This is a genomic window from Levilactobacillus muriae (assembly GCF_045862015.1).
Lineage (GTDB): Bacteria > Bacillota > Bacilli > Lactobacillales > Lactobacillaceae > Levilactobacillus > Levilactobacillus muriae.
The window spans coordinates 1-22,061 of sequence record NZ_BAAFRU010000014.1; the positions used below are offsets into that span (position 1 = coordinate 1).

Genomic DNA, 22,061 nt, shown 5'->3' on the forward strand with positions numbered 1-22,061 from the left:
ATTGTTGTTACTTTTTGTTATAAAAGCGAATTGACTTCGCAAATATTGTTTGGGTTTGATACCAAGTATCAAACCGCCCTACACATATTTGGTTTGTCGAAACAATGTTCAGTTTTCAAAGGTCTACCAAGTTATCAGAGAAGCAATTGCTCCGTGACAACTTTTAAAGTATATCATGTTGTGAATTTCGTGTCAACATCTTTTTTCAACATCCTGAATATTTATTCAACATTAAGGACGCAATGAATATCGGATAAAACACGTTTTGACAACATAAATCATTCTATCAGTTGCTGTTTAACTCGTCAAGTACTAATTTCAAATTTGTATGACTATTCAACAATTTGTTATTTATGCATTAGCCGTCTCAAACAGCAACAGGTAATATCTTATCAATCTTCCCAAGCTAGGTCAAGAGGAAAAACACAATAAACAAAAAGAATTCAGAGATAACCTCTGAATTCTTACATTTTGCCGAAAAAGCTTAATTTAACAATCTTCAAGCGACTTGCACTATTTATCTGTAAACCGTTGAACCGGCGTCCGCTGTTCGCGTGCCGCAATCTTAGCCACGAATTGGTCTAAAATCTCAACCATGGTACTTTCATCAGTGGCATCGGTCAACGCTACTTTAGTCCGTGCCGCATGCGGAATTCCTTTGAGGTAATAAGCAACCTGCATTCGGAAATCCATCGGCCCCTCTTCCGGGCCGCGTGCTTCACACAACCGATGCAGATGTTTCTTTGCCAATGCAACCTTCTCTGCTACGGTTGGTTCCGGCAAGAGTTCACCCGTATCCAAATACTGATTGACACGACGCAACAGCCAGGGATTCCCCATGACCGCACGCCCGATCATCACGGCATCAGCACCAACCTCATCCAGCATCCGCTTAGCATCTTCCGGCGTTCGCACATCTCCATTTCCCATAAAGGGAACCGTCAAGTGCTCAGCCACCTGAGCCAAAACATCCCAGTCAGCATGACCCTGGTACATCTGCTTACGGGTTCGTCCGTGCATAGCAACCGCCGCAGCACCTGCGTGCTCTGCCGCTAAAGCATTCTCTACCGCATAAACGTGCTGACTATCCCAGCCTGTTCGCATCTTGACCGTTACTGGCTTATCAACAGCTGCGACGACCGCCGCAACCATGTCATGAACCTTATCCGGATCCAGCAACCATTTGGCACCGGCTTCGGTATTCACAACCTTATTCACCGGGCACCCCATATTAATGTCAATGATATCAGCAGCCGTCTGCTGATCCACATACTGAGCAGCTTGAACCAGCGTTTCCCGTGTTCCACCAAAGATCTGAATACTCATCGGGTGCTCACTGGGATCCACCGCCATCATATTAAGTGTCCGCTGGTTCTGATAGTGAATCCCCTGACCGGAGATCATCTCACATTCAACGAGGCCGGCACCAAAGTCCTTGCAGATTCGTCGGAAGGCAACATTAGTCACACCGGCCATAGGCGCCACAACCACCCGGTTAGGAATCTCAACATCACCGATCTTCCAAGTCATCGGGAGCACCTACTTTGCTTGAGCTTCGGCCAGGATCTGCCGTAAATCATCTTCGGAGAACTGATACTTGGTTCCGCAGAAGTGACAAACGGCTTCGGCACCATGATCCTGATCGATCATCTCTTGAATAGCTGTTGGTTGAATGGCCGCCAACGACTTTGCAAAACGATCCTTGGAACAGTCACACTTGAAGCCAACGGGCATCTTTTGTAGGATCTTGATCTCTTCATCTGGGAACAAGAGCTTCAAAATATCCTCCGGCTTCTGACCATCCAACAACAGTTCAGAGACCATTGGCATCTCCTTGATTCGTTCCTCTAAGCGTGAAATAGCTTCGTCAGAGGCGCCTGGCATCACTTGGATCATGAAGCCACCAGCAACCTTGACCGTATTGTTCGGCTGAACGAAGACAGAGACACCGACCGCACTAGGGATCTGTTCGGACTTTGCCAGATAGTAGGTAAAGTCTTCGCCTAATTCACCCGAAACTAATGGCACCTGTCCCGTGTAGGGTTGACCCAAGCCTTGGTCCTTGGTGACTGTCAACATCCCCTGGACACCCACAGCCTTCTTCACGTCGATCTTATGCTTCTCGTTCAACGGTAGGCTAATATGTGGATACTGTAGGTAACCTTTGACCGTTCCATCGGCATTTCCATCGGCCACGATGGCCCCCACGGGTCCGTGACCATTAACCTTGACCGTCAACGTTTCCTTTCCCTTCAGTAGCGAAGTCGACAGCAGCATCGTTCCAATCAACGTTCGCCCCAAAGCAGCCGTGGCTGAACTCCAAGTGTCATGCCGTTGCTGTGCCTCAGCAACTGTTTCTGTGGCATCTACCACGTAAGCCCGAAACATCCCATGATCAATCAAACTTTTTACTAAATAATCTGCCATTAAATATAAACGTCCTTTCATTGCACTTTGTCATGCCCTACATTACCAGAAAGTTCGGAATTTGCAAAGATATAGCTAACTGCACCTGTAAATTTTTGCGTAATTTCCCACCCACAGCACATTTTTACTGATGACCATCGTCCTCTATAAGTCACGAAAAGGTCCGAGACAGCCGTCCCGGACCTTAGATCGTTGCAATTATTCGGAATGGTCGGACTCATCGTGATCGTCTGGCGCTGCTGAACTTGCAGCCGAGCTAGCTGGCTCTGCTTCAGATTCAGTATCACTTGAGGCGCTGGAAGCCAACTTGGCTTCAGTAGAAGATTGACGTTCTGCTTCACGGCGTTCAAGTTCACGCTTAGACTCTTCGAAAGTTGCCGCCTTTTCGCTAGGGAATTCGTTCCCGTTGTCCGTTTCAGGCATTTTCCCAGTGTTAAACAAGCTGAGAATTTGCTTTTCGTCCAACGTTTCGTATTTCAGCAAGGCATCCGCAATAATCTTGTGTTCTGCTTTATGCTCTTCCAGAATCTGACGGGCAGTATCATGCGCTTCCCCGATGATCCGGCGAACTTCACTATCAATTAAGTTAGCGGTATGTTCTGAGTAAGTTGGTTGACCAGGATAGCCAGCCCCTGCAAATGGTTGTCCGCCAGCGCTTTCCAGCGCAACAGTCCCCAGTGCATCACTCATCCCATATTGGGTAACCATGGAACGGGCAATTTGCGTTGCCTGTTCAAAGTCATTGGAGGCGCCAGATGATTCAGAGTGGAAGATTAACTCTTCAGCCGTCCGACCACCCATTAAACCAGCAATCTGTTCCATGGCATCCTTTTTGGACATCAGCATCTGGTCTTCACGCGGTAACATGATGGCATATCCGCCAGCACGCCCACGAGGGACGATGGTTACCTTGTGGACCACGCGAGCGTCATTTAAGACTAACCCCACGATGGTATGCCCGGCTTCATGGTAAGCAACCGTCTTACGCTCATCAGGACTGATGACCCGGTCCTTCTTAGCAGGCCCAGCGATGACACGGTCTTCAGCTTCATCCAAATCAGAAGCATCGATCTGTGTCTTATTCCGCCGTGCAGCTAATAAGGCCGCTTCATTCAACAGGTTTTCCAAGTCGGCACCCACGAAACCAGGAGTCTGCTTAGAAATTTCCTTCAAATCAACATCATTGGCTAATGGCTTGTTCTTGGCGTGAACCTTCAAAATAGCTTCACGACCCTTAACATCTGGCCGGCCAACGAGAATCTTCCGGTCAAACCGACCTGGCCGCAGCAAGGCGGGGTCCAACACGTCGGAACGGTTCGTAGCGGCCATCACAATGACCCCTTCACTCCCCGTAAACCCGTCCATTTCAACCAATAATTGGTTCAACGTTTGTTCACGTTCATCATGGCCACCGCCCATACCGGCACCCCGTTGACGACCAACCGCATCGATTTCATCAATAAAGATGATCGAAGGTGCGGCCTTCTTGGCCTGTTCAAACAAATCCCGGACACGGCTAGCCCCGACACCGACGAACATTTCCACGAAATCTGAACCAGAAATCGAGAAGAATGGTACCGCAGCTTCACCAGCAACGGCTTTCGCCAGCAACGTTTTACCAGTACCAGGAGGACCCTCCAGCAAGACACCAGATGGTATCCGGGCACCTAACGCCACAAACTTACGTGGATTCTTCAAGAACTCAACAACTTCAACAAGTTCTTGCTTTTCCTCTTCCTCACCAGCAACGTCGGCAAAGCGAACCTTGTTCTCTTTGCTATCGGCTGGTTTGGCCTTACTCTTCCCAAAGCTCATGACCTTGCCATTGCCGCCACCTTGGCCGGCTTGACCCATCATCATGTAGAAGAAGAAGAAGAAAATAACTAGTGGCGCAACATAGACTAATAAATTAATCCAGAAGCCACTCGACTCTTCCGCTTTGGTGTTCATCTTAACATTGTGGTTCTTGGCAACCTTATCAATCTCAGAAACCGTTGAGTTATTGGTCAAGACTTGTGTGCTAAAGCTAGTCACTGCTGTGCTCTGTGAGCCGCCGAGACTAAATCCGGTGTTGGTTGTGCGCTTTTGCGCGTTCCGATATTCCCCGGTAATCTTGTAAACTCCCCCAGATGGTTGAATGGAGAATTTCTTGATCTTGTTTGCATTCAGATCTTTAACGAATTGACTCGATTGGATCTCTTGAGTTTGAGAGCTGTTGCCGTTACCGTTGAACAGGTAAACTACACCAATGACCAACAAGAAAATCACAATGTAAAACAGACTATTACGGAACAGTCCATTTCGTCGATTATTCATGTCGTGCCTCCTCACTCACAGTTCCCAACATCTTACTGTAGGAACGAATTTTAGAGCATATGCCCCTTTGACTAAATAAGATGTTATCACAATTGACTATCATTGACTAATTATTTATCTGAATAAACGGATGGCTTCAAAACACCAACATACGGGAGATTTCGATATTTTTCTTCGTAGTCCAACCCATAGCCGACCACGAACTCACTTGGCACGTTAAACCCAACGTAATCCGCCTTGGCTTCGACCACCCGACCACTCGGCTTGTCCATCAGCGTGCAGACCCGAATAGAGTTCGCTTTCCGATCCTTCAGTAGATCTTCCAGGTACTTTAATGTCCGACCCGTATCAATGATGTCTTCTACTAAGATAATGTCACGTCCTGTCACATCAGTGTCCAAGTCCTTCAGTAACCGAATCGTCCCAGAAGATGCCGTGCCACCGTTATAACTAGAGACATCGATGAAATCAATCGTTGCATAGATATCCATATCGCGAATAACATCTGTCATAAATAGAATAGCACCCTTCAAGACACAAATAATTAATGGTGTCTTATCCCGGTAGTCTTCTGAAAGTTGCGTACCTAACCGTTTGCAAGCCGCGGCAATGTCTTCCTCACTGTAAAGGACCTTTAAAATATCGTTATTCATGCTGTTCCCCTTTCGCCTATTCATGCTCTAATTTAATGTGATAGTTTCTTGTGCGCGCACGCTGTGGCTGAACTGCCCACTTCACCCCGAGCACCGCAATCACCTCATCTTGGACCGTCACCAGAACTGGTACGCTCGTCCGTTCTTCACGGGGAACCTTGGCATTAATCAATGCCCGCCGAACCGTCTGGTGATGCCCATCACCTAACCGCAACCGATCCGCTGCCTGCCACGACCGAACCCGTAATGGGAATTGATCCGCTGTCAGAGCGACGACTTCGTTTTGTGGTGAATGATCACGATCATCTGTGGTAAAACAGCCAAGTCGCCAGCCATTTCCCAACGTTCGCCATTGGTTTAATACTACCATAAAACTAAAAACTTCCTCGGATTTTTGCCGGAAATTTTCGAATTGCTTGAATGTAAACGTTCCATACTTTTTATCCAGTGACCAACCAGCGCCCAGATCAACTGTACCGGTCGGGTGCTGTGCGTTCGCCAATAACCGCTCACACGCTTGAAGCACCCTAGTTTCTGTGCGCAACGTTGGCTCACATTGCTTGATCAGTCGGGTCAAAATAAATTGTCGTCTGGCAGCCGGTTGCTTGAGGAACGCCTGTGTTTCAACGACTAACGGATCCCGATGCTGCACGATTTGTGACAAGCTGTCAGTCACGGCCTGATCTGCCACCTGGAGTACCGCTTGAAGCTGGCTGGCATACTCTCGTAAATGCCGCTCAACCTGCGGATTTTCTTCCCGCATGGCCGGCAGCAATTGTAGACGAATCCGATTACGGCTAGCCGTCAGCTCATGATTCGTGCTGTCCTCATACCAGGGAATCTGCCGTTGCTTGGCATAGGTCCGTAAGACCGTCTTTGTAAAGGGCAAAAGTGGTCGAATCAAACGGCCCGTGTGAAACAAACGACTGGCAGCCATCCCTGTGAGCTGATCAAGTTGCCCCCCCCGTAACAGTTTAAATAAAATGGTCTCGGCCTGCTCATCGGCCTGATGGGCAGTCGCAATCCAATCAGCGTCTTGTGCCACTAGCTGTTCCGCAAAGAACTGATAGCGAAACTGACGAGCGGCGTCCTCGATGCCATGGGTGGGCTGTTGATCCCTAGGCCAAATGGTCGCCACCAACGGGATCTGAAGCCGGTTGCACCAGTCTTTGAGGAAGGCTGCTTCCACGCGACTCTGCTCGCGTAATTGGTGATTCACATGAACAACCGTCAGCTGGGGCCGCTGGTCAACTGGTAGTTGTGCAAACAATGCCAACAATACCATTGAGTCAACACCAGTCGAAACTGCAATCAAACCATGTTGCCGGGGATCATTCCAGCCATGTAACTGACAATTGCGTTGAAAGTCCGTTTCCAGTGACACAGGCGCTCCCCCTCTTTCTGATTGTATTCGACGTTATGGGCGGTTCGACTAACCCGATGCCTAAGTGTCATTCGCCAATCGTGTCATTTGAGACCGCCATCACCGTTATAAGCCCAAACAACCATTAGTGGTTATGAAAAAGGGCCGCACAAGTGCGGTCCTCTTCATCTTGATGGCACGTTAGTCCGCTGACTAACTCCGCCGGCCGCCACGGCCGCCACGTTTGCCTTCAGTATTTCGTTTAATCGTTGCCATACGATCCTCACTTGATTTCAAGAACCCTGACATCATGTCGTCAAAATTTTCTTTATGGGGAGCCGCTTGATGGCCCGAGAATCGACCATTGGCTGAGCTATGGTGAGGCCGGGGACCGTTATTTTCAAACCGCCGACCGTGGCCATGACTTTCGCCACCATGGTTGGCAGCACTATTACCACTGCCGCCATGATGTTGTTCATGATCCCGGTGTTCATTGTGACTACTACTGTGATGGGGCCGGTCACCAGCCGGATGATCCGTCGCTTTGCGAATCGACAAACCAATCTTCCCATCGTTACCAACAGTCAAAACCTTGACCGTTACTTCGTCACCGACGGACAAAACGTCATGGATATCCTTGACGTAGCCGTCAGAAATCTCACTAATGTGCACTAATCCGGTCTTGTGGTCGCCTAAATCAACAAATGCACCAAAGTTCGTAATTCCGGAGACCTTTCCGGAAACTTTAGCTCCAACCTCGATTGCCATAAAAAAGAAGTTCCTCCTTAAAATAAGTGCTTTCAGTATAACACAATTTACCGCATTTCCACACGAGAAAAGCTAAAAAGAAAGTCCGTTAACCAATTTTTCTGAACTGTCGGAAAGCCCGCTAAATTAACTTTCGCGCTACCCATTAGTTTCTGGGTTCACTTATACTACCTGATAGCTAATCCGTTTGCCCTTTAAAGTGAGGAAATGGTTCCCGCGTTTTGCCGCGACCTTCATTCGGCTATGCAGCTATCACACGTTTTCCGATACTCCCCATTTTTTTGTTAACGTAGCTAGACATCTCACCACGTGCAAAAACCGATGGCAATATATCGCATAACAACATCAAACAATATTGCGCTGCTTTTGCGAATACCTTTATGCTACCCCCATTTACCGGAAAAGTCACAACAAACTCTCGACAAATGGTTATAAACTCATAAAATCCGCCAGCTCAACATGAACTGGCGGATTCTTAACTGAACTATTTAACAGTCACATCGCTCGCATGGTCCCCAGGTAAGCTATAGATGGTTTCCCCGGACTTCGAATAGTAGTACTTCGAGCGAACTAATCGGCCCAAATAGTCTTTGTTATTTAGTTGTTTGATTTGTAATTGAAGTTTGTGGTCCGTGGCTTTCGTGGTGGCCAGCTTTTGTTTGCTGCCAACCACTTCTTGCTGCACGTGATGCAGGCTGGCATTGGTCCGAACGAGCTGAATACCCAGAACGACTGCGAACACTGCAAAAACAGCAAGAATGCGGGTTGCACGCCGCATCCGACGTTTGCCGAGCCATTGATGATGATGAACCGTTGCCTGTTGGCGGTCCAGTCGCCGGGTATAGTCATTTTCTAAACGTTCGATCTTCGCCGGTTTCGGTTTTACGTCAGCCATTTTCCCACTCACTCCTCAGTTTTCACCAGATAGTTTAACTTGAGTATAGCAAGTTTCAATTTGCTCGTCTAGCACGTTTAGCATAATGTAAAACATTCGTCATATTTAACCTAATTTTCTTGCCGAAAATCTTGCGCGTAGTCTTCCTTGACGATGGTGTACATCCGTTCAGCATCATCTTTCTTCGTAGTTTCCAACAATTCGTTAACTTTCACCGTTAATGTTTTGTTACCGAACTTAATAACCAACTCATCATTTGTCATCACATCGCTCGAAGACTTGGCTACCTTGCCATTGATCATAATCCGACCCTTGTCAGCAATTTCTTTAGCGACTGACCGCCGCTTGATGATTCGTGAAACTTTCAAATATTTATCTAATCGCATATTATTTTCCTCCGTGTTGACTAAGTTGTTGCCATAATCTTAACACACTCTCGCCATGGGGAATCGCTAACCACTCTCGGACCGATAATAATTGCCACTTGAGGGCCAGGCCGATAAAGAGTACTCCCCCAACGGGAATCGTGACAAGTAGTCCGCCACCAATGGCCAAACGACTGGTCATCAGGGCCGGCCACCAGTGCTCCAAAGCAGCCACAGTGAGCCGAACGCCGAACACCATCAGGATGGTGCAAGCTATGAGAATTCGAATGTACGGCTTGGTCCAGATCCCAGAACGTAGTGTCACCGACGAACCGTACCAAATGACCACCAAAATAGCTCCCAGGCTAATCACCGTCAACCAGCTGGCGCCGATCGCACCAAAGTTACGGACGGCCCAGTGATTTCCGACCGTTTTGACAGCCAGACCAGCTGCCAGGGCTACCACGGTCAAACGGTACTGATCTTGGCTCTGAAGTACACTGTTGTACGTCTGAATCAATGTTGCCAGAATGATGCTGAGCATGTAGACCGCCAGCATGCCGGAACCCTGAGTATCTCCGAACAATAACCGGTTAATCCACGGCATCAAGCTGATCAGTCCGGCAGTAGCCGCTACTGCGACCATCAAGGCAATCCGCATCATGGTCGTTGTGAGTCGCTTAAAGGCCTCGGGCCGGCGTTCTTGCTGTGCCGCCGTCAGGGCAGGTAATAGTGAGGTCGCAAAAGCTACCGCGACCACTAATCCTAATTGTACCAGTGGTTGGGCACGGTCATAGACCCCTTTAAGGCTCTTTGCTGCGAGGTCTCCCATGCCACCGGCGACCAACCCATTTTTGACCGTAAATGAATCTACCAGTTGTAAAAGTACCAGCATCGCCGTCAGGAGACACAGGGTTCCCCCTTCAATCAGCAAGCGTCGACCAACGTGCGGCAGTCTAGCCACTGGCGCAACATTTCGTTGCTGCCAGTGAGGTAACACCAATAACGCCGCTATTGCAGCAATTGTGCCGCCGCTTAGCGCCCAAGTTCCCATCGTGTAGACGGACCAATCATGACTGGTCGCCCAACCAGCAGCCACCAGAATCACGACGACTCTGACCAGCTGCTCGACGACCTGTGAGCGTGCCGTGGGCAACATTTGGAAGCGACCTTGGTGATAGCCTCGCCCTACCGACAGTGCCGGCATAAATAGAAACATCCACGCCACCATCTGAATCAGTGGGGCGAGGTGGGCATCCCCCATTCCCCGAGCGATGCTGGGCGCACCCAACATCAAGCCCCCGAAGATGACGAGTGCTAGACCCCAGAGCCACCAATAGACTTGCCTGGCCACTTGTTGTTGGCTAGGTAAATCCGGTGCCTCCGCGACTAATTTGGAAATAAACACCGGTAACCCACTCAAGGCAAAAGTCATACCAATACCATAGAGTGGATAGACCTGCTGGTACACATAGAATCCGGTGTTTCCGACCATGTTCTGAAATGGCACGCGATACACGGCGCTCAGTAGTTTGGCAATGAACGCCGCAATGGAAAGAATCAGAGCGCCTTGCAAGGTCGTATTCACGTTGCGATTGCCCATCGATTCCCTCCTCCTTAGCCCTGCGGCTGGCACAGGTTTAGTTTGCGATACCCTTATTCCCCGCTTTACAGCCAAAGTTTACGCAAATATCCGCATAAATTTCACGGCATAGCCAAACGTTAAGACTGCATAACCTCACTGTCCAATCCCTATTTTCAACTAAAACAAGTGGCCGACATAGCGCAATATAACGAGTCGAAACAAGACAACTACTTCTCATCCGTCTTAGGCTTCGTCGTCTGCACGACGATATCGCGCAGGGCACCCATGAATAGTTGAACCTGTGGTAACCAGTCCTTGACCGTCATATTGGGTTGCAGGACTAATTTGACGTGTAGCCGGTCATTGTCTACCGCGACCGTGGCCTTCAGTTGGGTTGCAGCTAAGGCCTTGAAGACATCCTCGCCGCCCAAAATGTTGGTGCCTTGCTTGGAGATTGTCACGAAGACATCCCCGTTGACCCGCCGAATCTTATCTACCAAGGCTAGATCAGCCGCCAGCTTCAACTGACCGATTGTCAGCAGTTGTGCCACACTCTCCGGATAGTCACCAAAGCGGTCGATCAAGTCAGCCTGAATTTCACTAACCTCATCGTCACTCTCCAACTGGCGAATCCGCTTGTACATTTCAATTTTCTGTTGTTCATCCTCAATGTAATCGCTTGGCAGGTAGGCTTCAACACCCAGTTCGACAGTGGTATCCGTCTTCGGTTGCGTCTTCTTCCCACGCTTCTTAGCGACCGCATCACTTAACATTTGCGTGTATAAGTCATACCCAACGGAGTTGATGAACCCATGCTGTTGTTTACCCAGCAGGTTACCAGCCCCCCGAATGGAGAGGTCCCGCATGGCAATTTTGAAACCGGACCCCAATTCGGTGAAGTCCTTGATGGCTTCAAGCCGCTTCTCACTGACTTCCGTCAACACCTTGTTCGGCTTGTATGTGAAGTAGGCGTATGCCACCCGGTTACTCCGACCAATACGTCCCCGCAGTTGATACAACTGCGAAAGGCCCATTCGATCGGCATTTTCGACAAATAACGTGTTGGCGTTGGGAATATCGATCCCGGTTTCGATGATAGTCGTGGTGACCAACACATCGTAATCACCCCGTAAGAAGTCAAAGAGCACCCCTTCCAGTTGGGCTTCGGTCATCTGCCCGTGGATATAGCCAACTCGTGCTTCGGGAACTAGTGCTTGAATCTGACTGACGGTCTTTTCGATGTCGTCCACCCGGTTGTGCAGGTAGAAGACCTGACCACCCCGTTGCATTTCACGGCGAATCCCATCTTGGATAGCCCCAGCATTCTGTTCCATGACGTAGGTCTGAATGGGAAATCGGTTAGCCGGTGGCGTTTCGATCACGGACAGGTCCCGCACACCCAGCATGGACATGTGAAGTGTCCGGGGGATTGGCGTGGCCGTCAGCGTCAGGACATCCACGTTCGCCTTCATCTGCTTCAACCGTTCCTTGTGCTTGACGCCGAATCGTTGCTCTTCATCGACCAAAACGAGGCCGAGATTCTTAAATTTCACGTCTTGAGATAGCAGCCGGTGTGTGCCGACCACGATATCCAGTTGACCACTCTCCAGATCCTTGATCGACTGATGAATCTGCTTCGTCGTGCGGAACCGCGAGAACATTTCAACATTGATTGGATAACCTTCGAATCGGTTAATCATGGTGTCGTAGTGTTGCTGTGCCAGGATGGTCGTTGGGACCAAAAAGGCTACCTGTTTGCCTGCTTCAACGGCCTTAAACGCCGCCCGCAAGGCCACTTCGGTCTTCCCATAACCAACATCCCCGACCAGCAAGCGATCCATTGGCCGCGCCTTTTCCATATCGTGTTTCACTTCGTCGATCGTCCGCAATTGATCGGGCGTCTCAGCGTAAGGGAAATCATTTTCGAAATCCGTCTGCAGACCGTCATCGTTGGGAAAGGCAAACCCCTTCTCAGCTGCCCGTTTCGCATAGAGATCAACGAGTTCATCGGCAATATCTTCAATCTTCGCGGCAACCTTGCTCTTGGTCTTGGCCCACTCGGAGCCTCCAAGCTTGTTGATCCGCGGCTTCTTGTCCTCGGAGGACACATACTTCTGAATCAGGTTCAGCTGGGTTACCGGAATAAAGAGTTGCGCGTTGTCCTGGTAATCGATGGTCATGTAATCTTGGTGCACGCCATCCACCGTCAGTGTCTGCATGCCGATGAACTTCCCGATCCCATGGTTCACATGAACCACGTAGTCCCCGGGTTTCAAATCGGTATAACTCTTTAGCCGCTCTGCGTTGGCCATTGTCTGCCGCCGGGCCCGCTTCTTCGTGACCTTCTGAAACATTTCGGCTTCGGTGATCACGACCAAATTGGCTTCTGGCAACTCAAACCCGGTCCGTAACCGTTCGGGCACGAGCTGGGTCAGATTATTTTGTAAATTCTCTTCCTTGGTCAAAACAGCCTGAATTTCAAAGTCGTCCAACGTCTCTTCAATCTTGGCGAGACGCTCTTCGTCTTGAACCAGTAAGACCACCGTCTGTTTCTGCTTCTGCCAACGATCAATCTCGGTCTTCATCACGGGGAGTTGACCGAAGAACTGTTGCATGGCCCGCGTCACCACATTTGTGACGGCCTGGAAGCGGAGATTACCCATCCCCTTTTGGAACAGTGCCAGCATGACTTGCGCGTGCTGGTCATCCTTGATGATTGGCCGTAGTTCGCCGCCAAACGTCTGTTGCGCAAAGATTTGATGGTGTGTCAATTTATCCGTGGCCCAGTTGGCTTCGTCTTCCAGTAACTGCCGTTCGGCATCCTGTAGACGCGAATAGTCCCCGAACAACGCCAATCCATTAGCCGGTAAGTAGTCCAACAGTTGGTGATGTTCCGGGAATAAGTAATCGGCAAACTCCATGAGTTGGGGATCAACGGACCCCTTCCGCAAGCCATCGACCAGTGGTTTTACCTGATTGGTCAGCGTGGTCGTGGCGTCCTCATCTAGCTTGGCGACCTGTTGCGTCAGCTCAGCCATCAGTGCATCGGCACCGGTAGTCCGTTCATCGGCCGTTAAAATAAAGTCGGTTGCAGGCAGAACCTCCACCTCATCGACGTTCTCAATACTCCGTTGTGTGGCGGGATCGAAGTACCGGAGAGAATCCACTTCCGTGTCGAAGAAGTCCAGTCGGACCGGATAATCTGCCGCCAGTGGGTAAATGTCGATAATCGATCCCCGCACGGCGAAATCACCAGGTCCCGCAACAAGCTTTTGGTGGGTATAGCCCATCCCAAAGAGCCGTTGTTGCAAGTTCTCGAGATCGAAGTCGTCGCCTGTCTTGACAGTAAACCGTGCCGACGCAAAGTTTTCAGGTGCTGGTAAGAACCGACGCAATCCGGACAATGCCGTCACGATCACGACGGGCCGGTCACTCTGCAACGCCCGTAAGGCATCGATTCGTGAGGACCGGTATTCTGGCGAACTCGTAGCCACTTCGGCCGCTAATAGTTCTTCGACTGGAAATTCAAAGAGCTCATTTTCATCCAATAAGTTGGCCAAATCGTCAACGAGCTGTCCTGCGTGGTACAGGGTATCTGTCACGTAGACGATCGACCGTTGCTGTTCGTGGAGCAGGCTGGCAATGAACAACGTCTCCGCGGAACCGTTGAGTCCGGTCACCAATTGGCGTTGTCCGGTTCCTAACGTTTGGCGAACCGTCGCGTATGCCGGTGTCTGCGTCATAAATGCTTCTAAATTCACGAGATAACTTCCTCTTCTTAGTTGTACTTATTCATTAACTGAGTGAATTCCGTCCCGCTCAACCAGTCATCCAACGCTGCTACAGCTTTATCCGCGGATTGGTTGAAGAGCGGCTGCTGTTCCGTCGTGAACTTGGTCAATACGTAGTCGACGACGGACATTTTCTCGGGATGGCCAGTACCCACGCGCAGACGTTTGAAATCCTTGCTGGATACGTGGGCAATAATACTCTTGATGCCGTTGTGGCCCCCAGCTGAACCGTGATCGCGCAGGCGGATATGGCCCACGGGTAAATCCATATCATCATGGACGACAAAGATATCATCTAGGTCAATTTTAAAGTAATCCATCAAGGGATGTACCGCACGGCCAGATTCATTCATAAACGTCGTGGGTTTTACAACTAGCACCTTTTCACCATTCACAAGACCAGTCCCATAACGAGCATCCAGCTTGCGGGTGGTCAATTCAATCCCGTGTTGCTTGGCAAATTCATCGACGACCATGAACCCGGTATTATGACGCGTCCCATTATACTGAGGACCAATGTTTCCCAAACCAACGATCATTTTCATGCTTACTAATTTCTCCCTCTCATTGCAATATTCATCATTTATTTTACCGTACCTCCAGAAAAGAAGGGCAGAAACACCCCATTTCTTCTCAGTAGATGGACTTCCTAGTAACCATAAATGACCATCTCAATTCATTATTTAAAGTGGCCATTAGCATCTTCAACTGCCATCATACTGGCACATCGGCAGGTCACACAAGACTTAGTTGCCTAATATATGAAATAATTAATCTTAGCCTGTCACTCTTGCCTAGATCCCGAATCGCCTGCTGACGAGCGGTTAATCCCACCAATAGTTGTGGCAGTCAAGGGAAGCTAGAAACAAAAGAGCTGGACGGTCGCGTTTCTCCCCGTTCAGCTGGCGCAAATTATTCTAACGATACCAAATTAACATTCCTGAGTATAGCATAGTCGCCCCGTCACTGCACCGATTCTGCCCCTGGTGAACCGTTTCACTAAAAGAAAACGCTGTCTTTGCAAATTTTCAAGCCGGGCCGTGGTCGCACTCTGGTTTACATGTTATACTTGCAAGTGGGTATTTTTGCGTACCTTGATGTCAAAAATTTATTTAGGAGATGAATGGATTTGACTACTAAAAACCATCAAAAAGTAGTTCTCGTTGGTGACGGGGCCGTTGGCTCTTCATACGCTTACTCAATGATGAACCAAGGTTTAGCTGAAGAATTCGTGATTGTGGATGTTATTAAAGATAGAACTGAAGGAGACGCCTTAGACCTTGAAGATGCTCAAGTCTTCACTGCCCCTAAGAAAGTCTACTCCGGTGACTACGCTGACTGCGCCGATGCTGACATCGTCGTCATCACTGCTGGTGCCCCACAAAAACCAGGCGAGACGCGTTTGGACTTAGTTAACAAGAACTTAAAGATCTTGTCTTCAATCGTTAAGCCCGTTGTTGATTCCGGTTTCGATGGTATCTTCGTGGTTGCTGCTAACCCAGTTGACATCTTAACTTACGCTACTTGGAAGTTCTCAGGCTTCCCAAAGGAAAAGGTTATCGGTTCAGGGACTTCTTTGGACACGGCACGTTTACGCGTTGCTTTGGCTAAGAAGTTCAACGTTGACCCACGGAACGTGGACGCCTACATCATGGGTGAACACGGTGACTCCGAATTCGCCGCATACGACGAAGCAACGATCGGCTCCAAACCATTGAAGGCCATTGCCAAGGAACAAGGCGTGACTGACGACGACTTAGCTAAGATCGAAGACGACACGCGGAACAAAGCTTACGAAATCATCAACAAGAAGGGTGCCACTTTCTACGGTGTTGCCACTTGCTTGATGCGGATTACCAAGGCTATCTTGCGTGACGAAAACGCCGTATTACCTATCGGCGCTGCTTTGAACGGTGAATATGGCTTAGATGACATCTTCATCGGTACGCCTGCCGTTATTAACGGGAGTGGTTTAGCTAGTGTTATTGAAGTTCCATTATCCGACAAGGAAAAGGACTTAATGGCTAAGTCAGCTGCTACTTTGAAGCAAGTTACTAAGGACGGTTTAGCTGCCCTCAAGTAAATCAAATATACTTTGAAATCGTCGTTCCTGCGGGAGCGGCGATTTTTTTTGGGCCGGTTTGGGACGTTTCTCCCACCATGTACGTCAATACTAACAGGTCCCCTTACAATCGACAAACCAGTCAAAATCCGAAGAAATTTGGAATTCCTTTGACTTTTACCAAATTTTCTTTCCTGTTGCATATCTGGCCCCTTATTCATTCGTCACCAAATGCCTGTCACTCAAGGAATAACACCATGACTTACACCAACAATTTCTTCACAAATTTTGGGCCAATTCCCGAGCTATCACTGTTTAAGCCCCCAATGGCTTGCGCATAAATTTATAGTCCAAAGATAAGGCCTTTTACCGCCGTAACCGTCGACACCAATAATCTTAAATATTAACATCAGAAAATTAATTGGTTACGAAAGCGCTAACAACTAGGCAGTAAGATTGTTATTTAAGGTAGTTTGAAGTAAGCTAGGTTTATGCTAGGACGTGATCGTTAAGGACGACGACTTTCCTTCCACTGGCTTATTTTAGGAGGTCACTACCAATGAAAAAGAAAACCGGCTTCATAATCGGCATCGTGACCGCAATTGTCGCGGTCGGTGCGATTTACGTGGGCCAAGCTTATCACTATTCTTCAGCCAAGGTGTTCTTCAAGGATACCGAGATTGCTGGGGTCAATGTCGGCGGCAATACTGCCGATCAAGCGGCAACGAAACTCAAGTCCGCACTCAAGAATCAAGAATTAACCCTAAAGGACGGCAGCAAGACCGTTGCTACCTTCAAGACCCAAAAGGTTAACTTGAAGGTCACATCCAAGACAGCGCTACACCAGTTAATTGCCAAGCAAAACGTTTGGTCCTGGCCAGCACATGTCACGACTGCCACGGCCGACAGCATTAAGCTGAATGCCAGCAGCGCCAATCAGGAAAGTGTCAAAACGTTAGCCGACAATATTGCGACTAAGGCGAATACAACCCGAACGGCTGCCAAGAGTGCCACCTTTACCTATAAAGATGGGCAATATGAGGTCACGAAGGAACAAAACGGGAACCAATTGGATGCAGCGAAAGTTGCCACATCCATCACCAATGCCATCGAGAAGGGCGAAACCACGGTCAACGTTTCCAAGGATTATCTCAAACCCGCAGTTACCACCAAGAGCACTAGTTTCAAGACGGCTAAAGACAAGGCCGTTGCCATTACGAAGGAAAGTTACGTCTACAAGTTAAGTGGTCACAAGATCACCATCCCCGCAGCTACTTTAGCCAGTTGGCTGACTATGAAGGATGGTCAATTAGCAACCAATACGACCGCCATCAAGAGCTACCTGACCAAGCTCAGTAGCAAGTATGGCACTATCAACAAGACCCGGACCTTCAAGTCCACCAAGCGTGGCACGGTTAAGGTCAAAGCTGGCCTCTATGGCTGGAGTATCAAGGTCAAATCCGAGACACCAACCCTAAGCAAGCTGGTCTTAGCCGGCAAAGGGATGTCACGGACACCTGCCATTCAGGGTAGTGGTTACCACAATAGTGGCACCGACATCGGCAATTCCTACGTGGAAGTCGACAAGGTCAACCAACACATGTGGGTCTACAAGAATGGTAAGCTCGTGGTCTCGACGGACGTTGTAACTGGCCTGCCAACGACGGCTCACCATACCCCAACCGGTGTCTGGGTCATCTGGAGTAAGCAACGCAACACCACGTTACGCGGTGAAAACGACAACGGTTCCAGCTACGCTTCCAAGGTAAAGTACTGGATGCCAATCGATGACACCGGCGTTGGGATTCACGATTCATCTTGGCAACCCGAATATGGGGGCACATGGTATAAGAAACACGGCTCACACGGCTGTGTCAACACACCACCATCCAAGATTAAGTCTGTTTATGAGAACGTCAGTGTTGGAACACCTGTCATCGTGTTCTAATGAATTTTTAAAAAAGTTGTCATGCACCCTTTCACGTGCATGGCAACTTTTTTATGATATTTTTCATTATCCCTTTCAGACCGTCCTTTCTTTAGGAAAACTTTCCGAGTCTTTCACGAAAAAGAGCTACCATTTATTGGGGGAACTATGGTATTATTAAAGGAGATTATTAGAAGTTTCTAATTTTAGGAGGTCACTGCTATGCTGCTAAAATCCCTAGTGAAACCAAAAGAGCGGTTAGTTACGGTTCGCGAGGACGTCACCCTGGAACAGGCCCTGAAAGTCTTGGAAGATTCGGGCTATCGATGTGTGCCGATCCTAGATGAAACCGGACAGATCTTCCGGGGAAATATCTATAAGATGCATATCTATCGCCATAAATCTCGGGGCGGCGACATGCAGCTCCCGGTGACGTCATTACTGAAGAACGCCACGAAGTTTATTTCGGTCAACGCTGCCTTCTTTAACGTCTTCTTTTCCATCAAGGACTTACCTTACATCGCCGTGTTAGATGACAAGAACGCCTTCTACGGTATCTTGACCCATACGCGTCTGATGGATATGTTATCTCAATCTTGGAACGTGAACATTGGGAGTTACGTGATCACTGTCGTTTCTGCCGGTGAACGTGGCGACTTGGCTGGAATGGCTAAGATTATCACAAAGTATACGTCGATTGCCAGCGTCATCAGTTTAGACGCCCAGGAAGGTGAATTGGTTCATCGGACCATGTTTACCCTCCCCGCCGAAGTTGACGAAGAAAAGCTCGACCGCATCGTCAAAGCCCTCGAACGTAAAGAATTCCATGTTCCTGAAATCGAAGACTTACGCCACGAAAGCTAAATCAACAACAAAAAAATCGCCCCACCACTTACTGGCGGAGCGATTTTTTTGTTGCATGATTAAAGGTTGAAAGTAAAAATGTTTGCGCTACTCTTGCGACACTAGGAATTAGCACGGCTAAATTGGTAAAAACAGCCGCACTCCGGCCGCCTCCGGCTTTGATTGTGTACGTCAACTTCAATCACTAATCTCAAACTCAAACGGTTCCTAAAGTTTAAGCATAAGTCAACAACATTTCTAAACGCATAATCTATGTTTCCTCAGTCAACTATACCGGCCGGTAAGGCGGTGGTGGGACAACGTTGCCTACCGCAGGCGATCCGTTACAGCTCATCCGAAAAGTAGTAACAAAAAAGTCCAGAACAAAAAGTTCCGAACTTAACTGTCACTAAATTTCTATGTAGTGCGGGTGTTACTTCGTTTCCGCTTCTTCTTCGACTTATCCACCAAGCCCACGCTAGTCGCCAAGGCAGCATCGACCGCTGCCATGGTCTTGACATCCAAGTGGGTCACCTGATCCTTCAACCGCTGCTTATCAATCGTCCGAATTTGCTCAAGCAAAATGACGGAATCCCGCTCGATGCCGGTTCGATCTGCCGAAATACCGACGTGTGTCGGCATTTTAGGTTTCTCGATCCGGGCGGTGATTGCCGCCACAATTACGGTTGGACTGTAGTGGTTCCCCACGTTGTTTTGGACGATCAGGACGGGACGCATACCGCCCTGCTCCGAACCAACGACTGGTGATAGGTCGGCGAAGAACACATCACCGCGTTTAACTTCAACACGGGCCATGGGCCGCCATCCCCTATCTACTATTCTATTCTAGTTTTTAATGTTGTGTTCTACGAAACTTGGTCAATCGCCGCTCGGCTTCTTCTTCGCACGGCGTAAAGATTCGAGCAATATCCTGATTGATGAGTGCCATCGCTTGATACCCTGCAATTAACGAAAGTTTATCAGCTGCAGCCGACCGCAACGGTACCAACGCCTGACGCCGGACCCTCTTGGAAATGTGTAACCGTAAAGCTGGTCTGTCTAATTGCTGAGAACGGATCATGATTTTCCTCCTAGGTTGTGAATACATCTCGACTCATATAGTTTACCACGAATCACCGAACCTGGACACTATAACCCGTCTAAATTAATTCAGATACCGCCGAGGCAACCGACCGGTAAAGCCACAAGCAATCTCGTAATGGATAGTTCCACAGTAATCAGCCACGTCTTGCAACGTAATCTCAGCGCCGTGATCCTGGCCCACTAGGGTAACCATTGTGCCCCGAGAATACTCATGGGGTAAACGCACCATCAATTGGTCCATGCAGACCCGACCAATGATTTCACAAGCTTGACCGTCAATCAACACGTGGAATCCCTGCAATCGGCGTTCGTAACCATCGGCATAACCAATTGGAACGGTTCCGACCCATTCGTCTTGTTCAGCGGTATAAGTGGCCCCATAGCCGACGGCATCGCCAGCCACAATTTTCTTTGCGAAGACCACCTCACTAGTCAAGCTCAGTGCTGGCTGTAATGCATATGGCGCTTCGATGGCCGTCCCGGAAGGATTCAAGCCGTAACCAGATACCCCGAACCGGACCATATTGTCATTACATGCCGCGTGCCACAGACTCGTCGCCGAATTGGAAACGTGAACGTAACGGGGCCGATGCGGTAGATTATCCGTGAGCGCATGCCACTTAGCAACTTGTTGCTTGAAGTAGTGGTCATCCGGACTATCCGCCGTAGAAAAATGGGTAAAAATACCTTCAAAGTCCAGAGTTGACTGATGACTCTTTAAAAAGTCAATCGCCGTAGCCAATTCATGGACTGTCCGAAAACCAATCCGTCCCATCCCGGTGTCCAAGCCTAGATGAACATGTAGGGGTTCTGCGGTTGGTTCTGCGAGATCCAAATAAGCTTGGGCATCGGACAACCAGTCCGTTGCCGCAACCGTCGTAGAGATTCTCTCAGCTGCCATTAACGGTGCATCAGCTGGCGAGGTCACCCCTAGGATCAGGATGGGCTCGTTAAAACCGGCTGACCGTAATTCCAAAGCTTCATCCAAAATCGCCACGCAGAATCCAGTAGCACCAGCGTCCTTAGCTGCCTGTGCAACCTGAATTGCCCCATGACCGTAACCATTAGCCTTGACGACCATAAAAAGTTCACAGCCTTGATCTAACCGTTCAACCTCCGCGTGAATGTTGTGCCGTAACGCAGCCCGGTCAATGACCAATTGCGTTGGGCGGTGTACCCCAACTACCATTACGCTTGCCCTCTTTCTAAAATGACCTGTGTCATGACCACGGTCGCCGTGTGGGAAATCGACACGTGGGCCCGCCCAGCAAAGGGCTGTCGGCACACAATCGGTTGACCAGCATCGTTATCTCGGATCTCAACATCCTGAAAGCCTACCTCCCGGCCAATACCAGTTCCCATGGCCTTGCTGTAGGACTCTTTGGCGGACCAACGCCCAGCGATAAATTCCACTGCCCGTTGCCCACGCAATTCGTGATAATCGTCTAGTTCGGCAGGCGTCAAGACCCGTTGTAAAAACTGTGGCTGCTTCGCCACAACGTCCCTGACCCGTGCCAAGTCGGTAATATCGATACCAGTTCCGTAGATCATGATGTCACCTCTCCATAATGTCTAGGTTATATTCTAGCACAGCTGTGCCGAATTAACCTCTACAACTTAACCGGTTAAGCGAAAACATAAACTAATCTAAAGGTGTTGACTATCACCCTCTATTTTAAGCCAACTAAAGATTGGAAGTCCAAGTGAATTAACTTGGAAAATGGCGACTTTGAAACGCGGGTTGGGCGGTTCAAAGCGAGCTGGCAGACCGCTTCTCAGGCTGACGGCGTCCTACCCACAGCTTTCCAGCCTAAATTTTATGAACGGTAAGCCGGCCGTTTTAAACAATGTAGCCAACATTTTGAATCCAATTTAAAAGTAGAGGTACCCAGCCCGATAATCTATGAAAACAGCAAAAAGTGCCGGTAGACCGCCACTACGACTGGGAAGCCACCGACACCT

General features: G+C 49.0%; 18 protein-coding genes. 3 read left to right on the forward strand and 15 right to left on the reverse strand.

Annotated elements, in window-relative coordinates; translation table 11 throughout:
- Positions 1-513: 513 nt before the first annotated feature.
- The 11 genes from dusB to pth all read right to left on the reverse strand — a co-directional run bounded on the left by dusB (position 514) and on the right by pth (position 14,708).
- Positions 514-1,530 (reverse strand): tRNA dihydrouridine synthase DusB, encoded by a 1,017-nt coding sequence (gene dusB / locus ACKTSF_RS10290; protein ID WP_407889153.1) that lies wholly within the window; start codon positions 1,528-1,530, stop codon positions 514-516.
- 9 nt (positions 1,531-1,539) lie between these two features.
- Positions 1,540-2,427, reverse strand: coding sequence for an Hsp33 family molecular chaperone HslO (hslO, locus tag ACKTSF_RS10295; protein ID WP_407889155.1), 888 nt, complete (start codon positions 2,425-2,427; stop codon positions 1,540-1,542).
- Positions 2,428-2,625: 198 nt separating this feature from the next.
- Positions 2,626-4,743: an ATP-dependent zinc metalloprotease FtsH gene (gene ftsH, locus ACKTSF_RS10300; RefSeq protein WP_407889157.1), complete on the reverse strand. Its 2,118-nt coding sequence runs from the start codon at positions 4,741-4,743 to the stop codon at positions 2,626-2,628.
- 110 nt (positions 4,744-4,853) lie between these two features.
- Positions 4,854-5,396 (reverse strand): hypoxanthine phosphoribosyltransferase, encoded by a 543-nt coding sequence (hpt, locus tag ACKTSF_RS10305; RefSeq protein WP_020090275.1) that lies wholly within the window; start codon positions 5,394-5,396, stop codon positions 4,854-4,856.
- 16 nt (positions 5,397-5,412) lie between these two features.
- A complete protein-coding gene (gene tilS, locus ACKTSF_RS10310; protein WP_407889159.1) occupies positions 5,413-6,780 on the reverse strand; it encodes a tRNA lysidine(34) synthetase TilS in 1,368 nt (455 codons plus the stop codon).
- A gap of 192 nt (positions 6,781-6,972) precedes the next feature.
- Positions 6,973-7,527: a S1 domain-containing RNA-binding protein gene (locus ACKTSF_RS10315; protein ID WP_407889161.1), complete on the reverse strand. Its 555-nt coding sequence runs from the start codon at positions 7,525-7,527 to the stop codon at positions 6,973-6,975.
- Positions 7,528-8,011: 484 nt separating this feature from the next.
- Complete coding sequence (locus ACKTSF_RS10320; RefSeq protein ID WP_407889163.1) at positions 8,012-8,422, reverse strand: FtsB family cell division protein; 411 nt, start codon at positions 8,420-8,422, stop codon at positions 8,012-8,014.
- 110 nt (positions 8,423-8,532) lie between these two features.
- On the reverse strand, positions 8,533-8,808 hold the full coding sequence (locus ACKTSF_RS10325) for an RNA-binding S4 domain-containing protein (protein ID WP_407889165.1): 276 nt from the start codon (positions 8,806-8,808) through the stop codon (positions 8,533-8,535).
- Between the two features lies 1 nt (position 8,809).
- Positions 8,810-10,390, reverse strand: coding sequence for a polysaccharide biosynthesis protein (locus ACKTSF_RS10330; protein WP_407889166.1), 1,581 nt, complete (start codon positions 10,388-10,390; stop codon positions 8,810-8,812).
- A gap of 209 nt (positions 10,391-10,599) precedes the next feature.
- The gene (gene mfd, locus ACKTSF_RS10335) at positions 10,600-14,133 is read right to left on the reverse strand and encodes a transcription-repair coupling factor (protein ID WP_407889168.1); all 3,534 of its coding nucleotides are present in this window, start codon (positions 14,131-14,133) and stop codon (positions 10,600-10,602) included.
- A 17-nt stretch (positions 14,134-14,150) separates the two neighbouring features.
- Entirely contained in the window at positions 14,151-14,708 is a 558-nt protein-coding gene (gene pth, locus ACKTSF_RS10340; RefSeq protein ID WP_407889170.1) for an aminoacyl-tRNA hydrolase, read from the reverse strand.
- A gap of 578 nt (positions 14,709-15,286) precedes the next feature.
- On the opposite strand from pth, the gene ACKTSF_RS10345 reads away from it, so the two are divergent.
- From ACKTSF_RS10345 to cbpA, 3 genes are all read left to right on the forward strand, one after another.
- The gene (locus ACKTSF_RS10345) at positions 15,287-16,246 is read left to right on the forward strand and encodes an L-lactate dehydrogenase (RefSeq protein ID WP_407889172.1); all 960 of its coding nucleotides are present in this window, start codon (positions 15,287-15,289) and stop codon (positions 16,244-16,246) included.
- A gap of 538 nt (positions 16,247-16,784) precedes the next feature.
- On the forward strand, positions 16,785-18,173 hold the full coding sequence (locus ACKTSF_RS10350; RefSeq protein ID WP_407889173.1) for a L,D-transpeptidase family protein: 1,389 nt from the start codon (positions 16,785-16,787) through the stop codon (positions 18,171-18,173).
- Positions 18,174-18,374: 201 nt separating this feature from the next.
- Positions 18,375-19,016 carry a cyclic di-AMP binding protein CbpA gene (gene cbpA / locus ACKTSF_RS10355; RefSeq protein WP_057732787.1) on the forward strand — a complete coding sequence of 214 codons (642 nt, stop codon included), beginning with the start codon at positions 18,375-18,377 and terminating at the stop codon, positions 19,014-19,016.
- Between the two features lie 396 nt (positions 19,017-19,412).
- Here cbpA and ACKTSF_RS10360 read toward each other — a convergent pair whose 3' ends face one another.
- The 4 genes from ACKTSF_RS10360 to acpS all read right to left on the reverse strand — a co-directional run bounded on the left by ACKTSF_RS10360 (position 19,413) and on the right by acpS (position 21,650).
- On the reverse strand, positions 19,413-19,811 hold the full coding sequence (locus ACKTSF_RS10360; RefSeq protein ID WP_020090454.1) for a type II toxin-antitoxin system PemK/MazF family toxin: 399 nt from the start codon (positions 19,809-19,811) through the stop codon (positions 19,413-19,415).
- A gap of 37 nt (positions 19,812-19,848) precedes the next feature.
- Positions 19,849-20,076, reverse strand: coding sequence for a hypothetical protein (locus ACKTSF_RS10365; RefSeq protein ID WP_407889175.1), 228 nt, complete (start codon positions 20,074-20,076; stop codon positions 19,849-19,851).
- A gap of 84 nt (positions 20,077-20,160) precedes the next feature.
- Positions 20,161-21,288 carry an alanine racemase gene (gene alr / locus ACKTSF_RS10370; RefSeq protein ID WP_407889177.1) on the reverse strand — a complete coding sequence of 376 codons (1,128 nt, stop codon included), beginning with the start codon at positions 21,286-21,288 and terminating at the stop codon, positions 20,161-20,163.
- The gene (gene acpS / locus ACKTSF_RS10375; RefSeq protein WP_407889179.1) at positions 21,288-21,650 is read right to left on the reverse strand and encodes a holo-ACP synthase; all 363 of its coding nucleotides are present in this window, start codon (positions 21,648-21,650) and stop codon (positions 21,288-21,290) included. Before acpS ends, alr begins: the two co-directional genes overlap by 1 nt.
- Positions 21,651-22,061 lie beyond the last annotated feature (411 nt).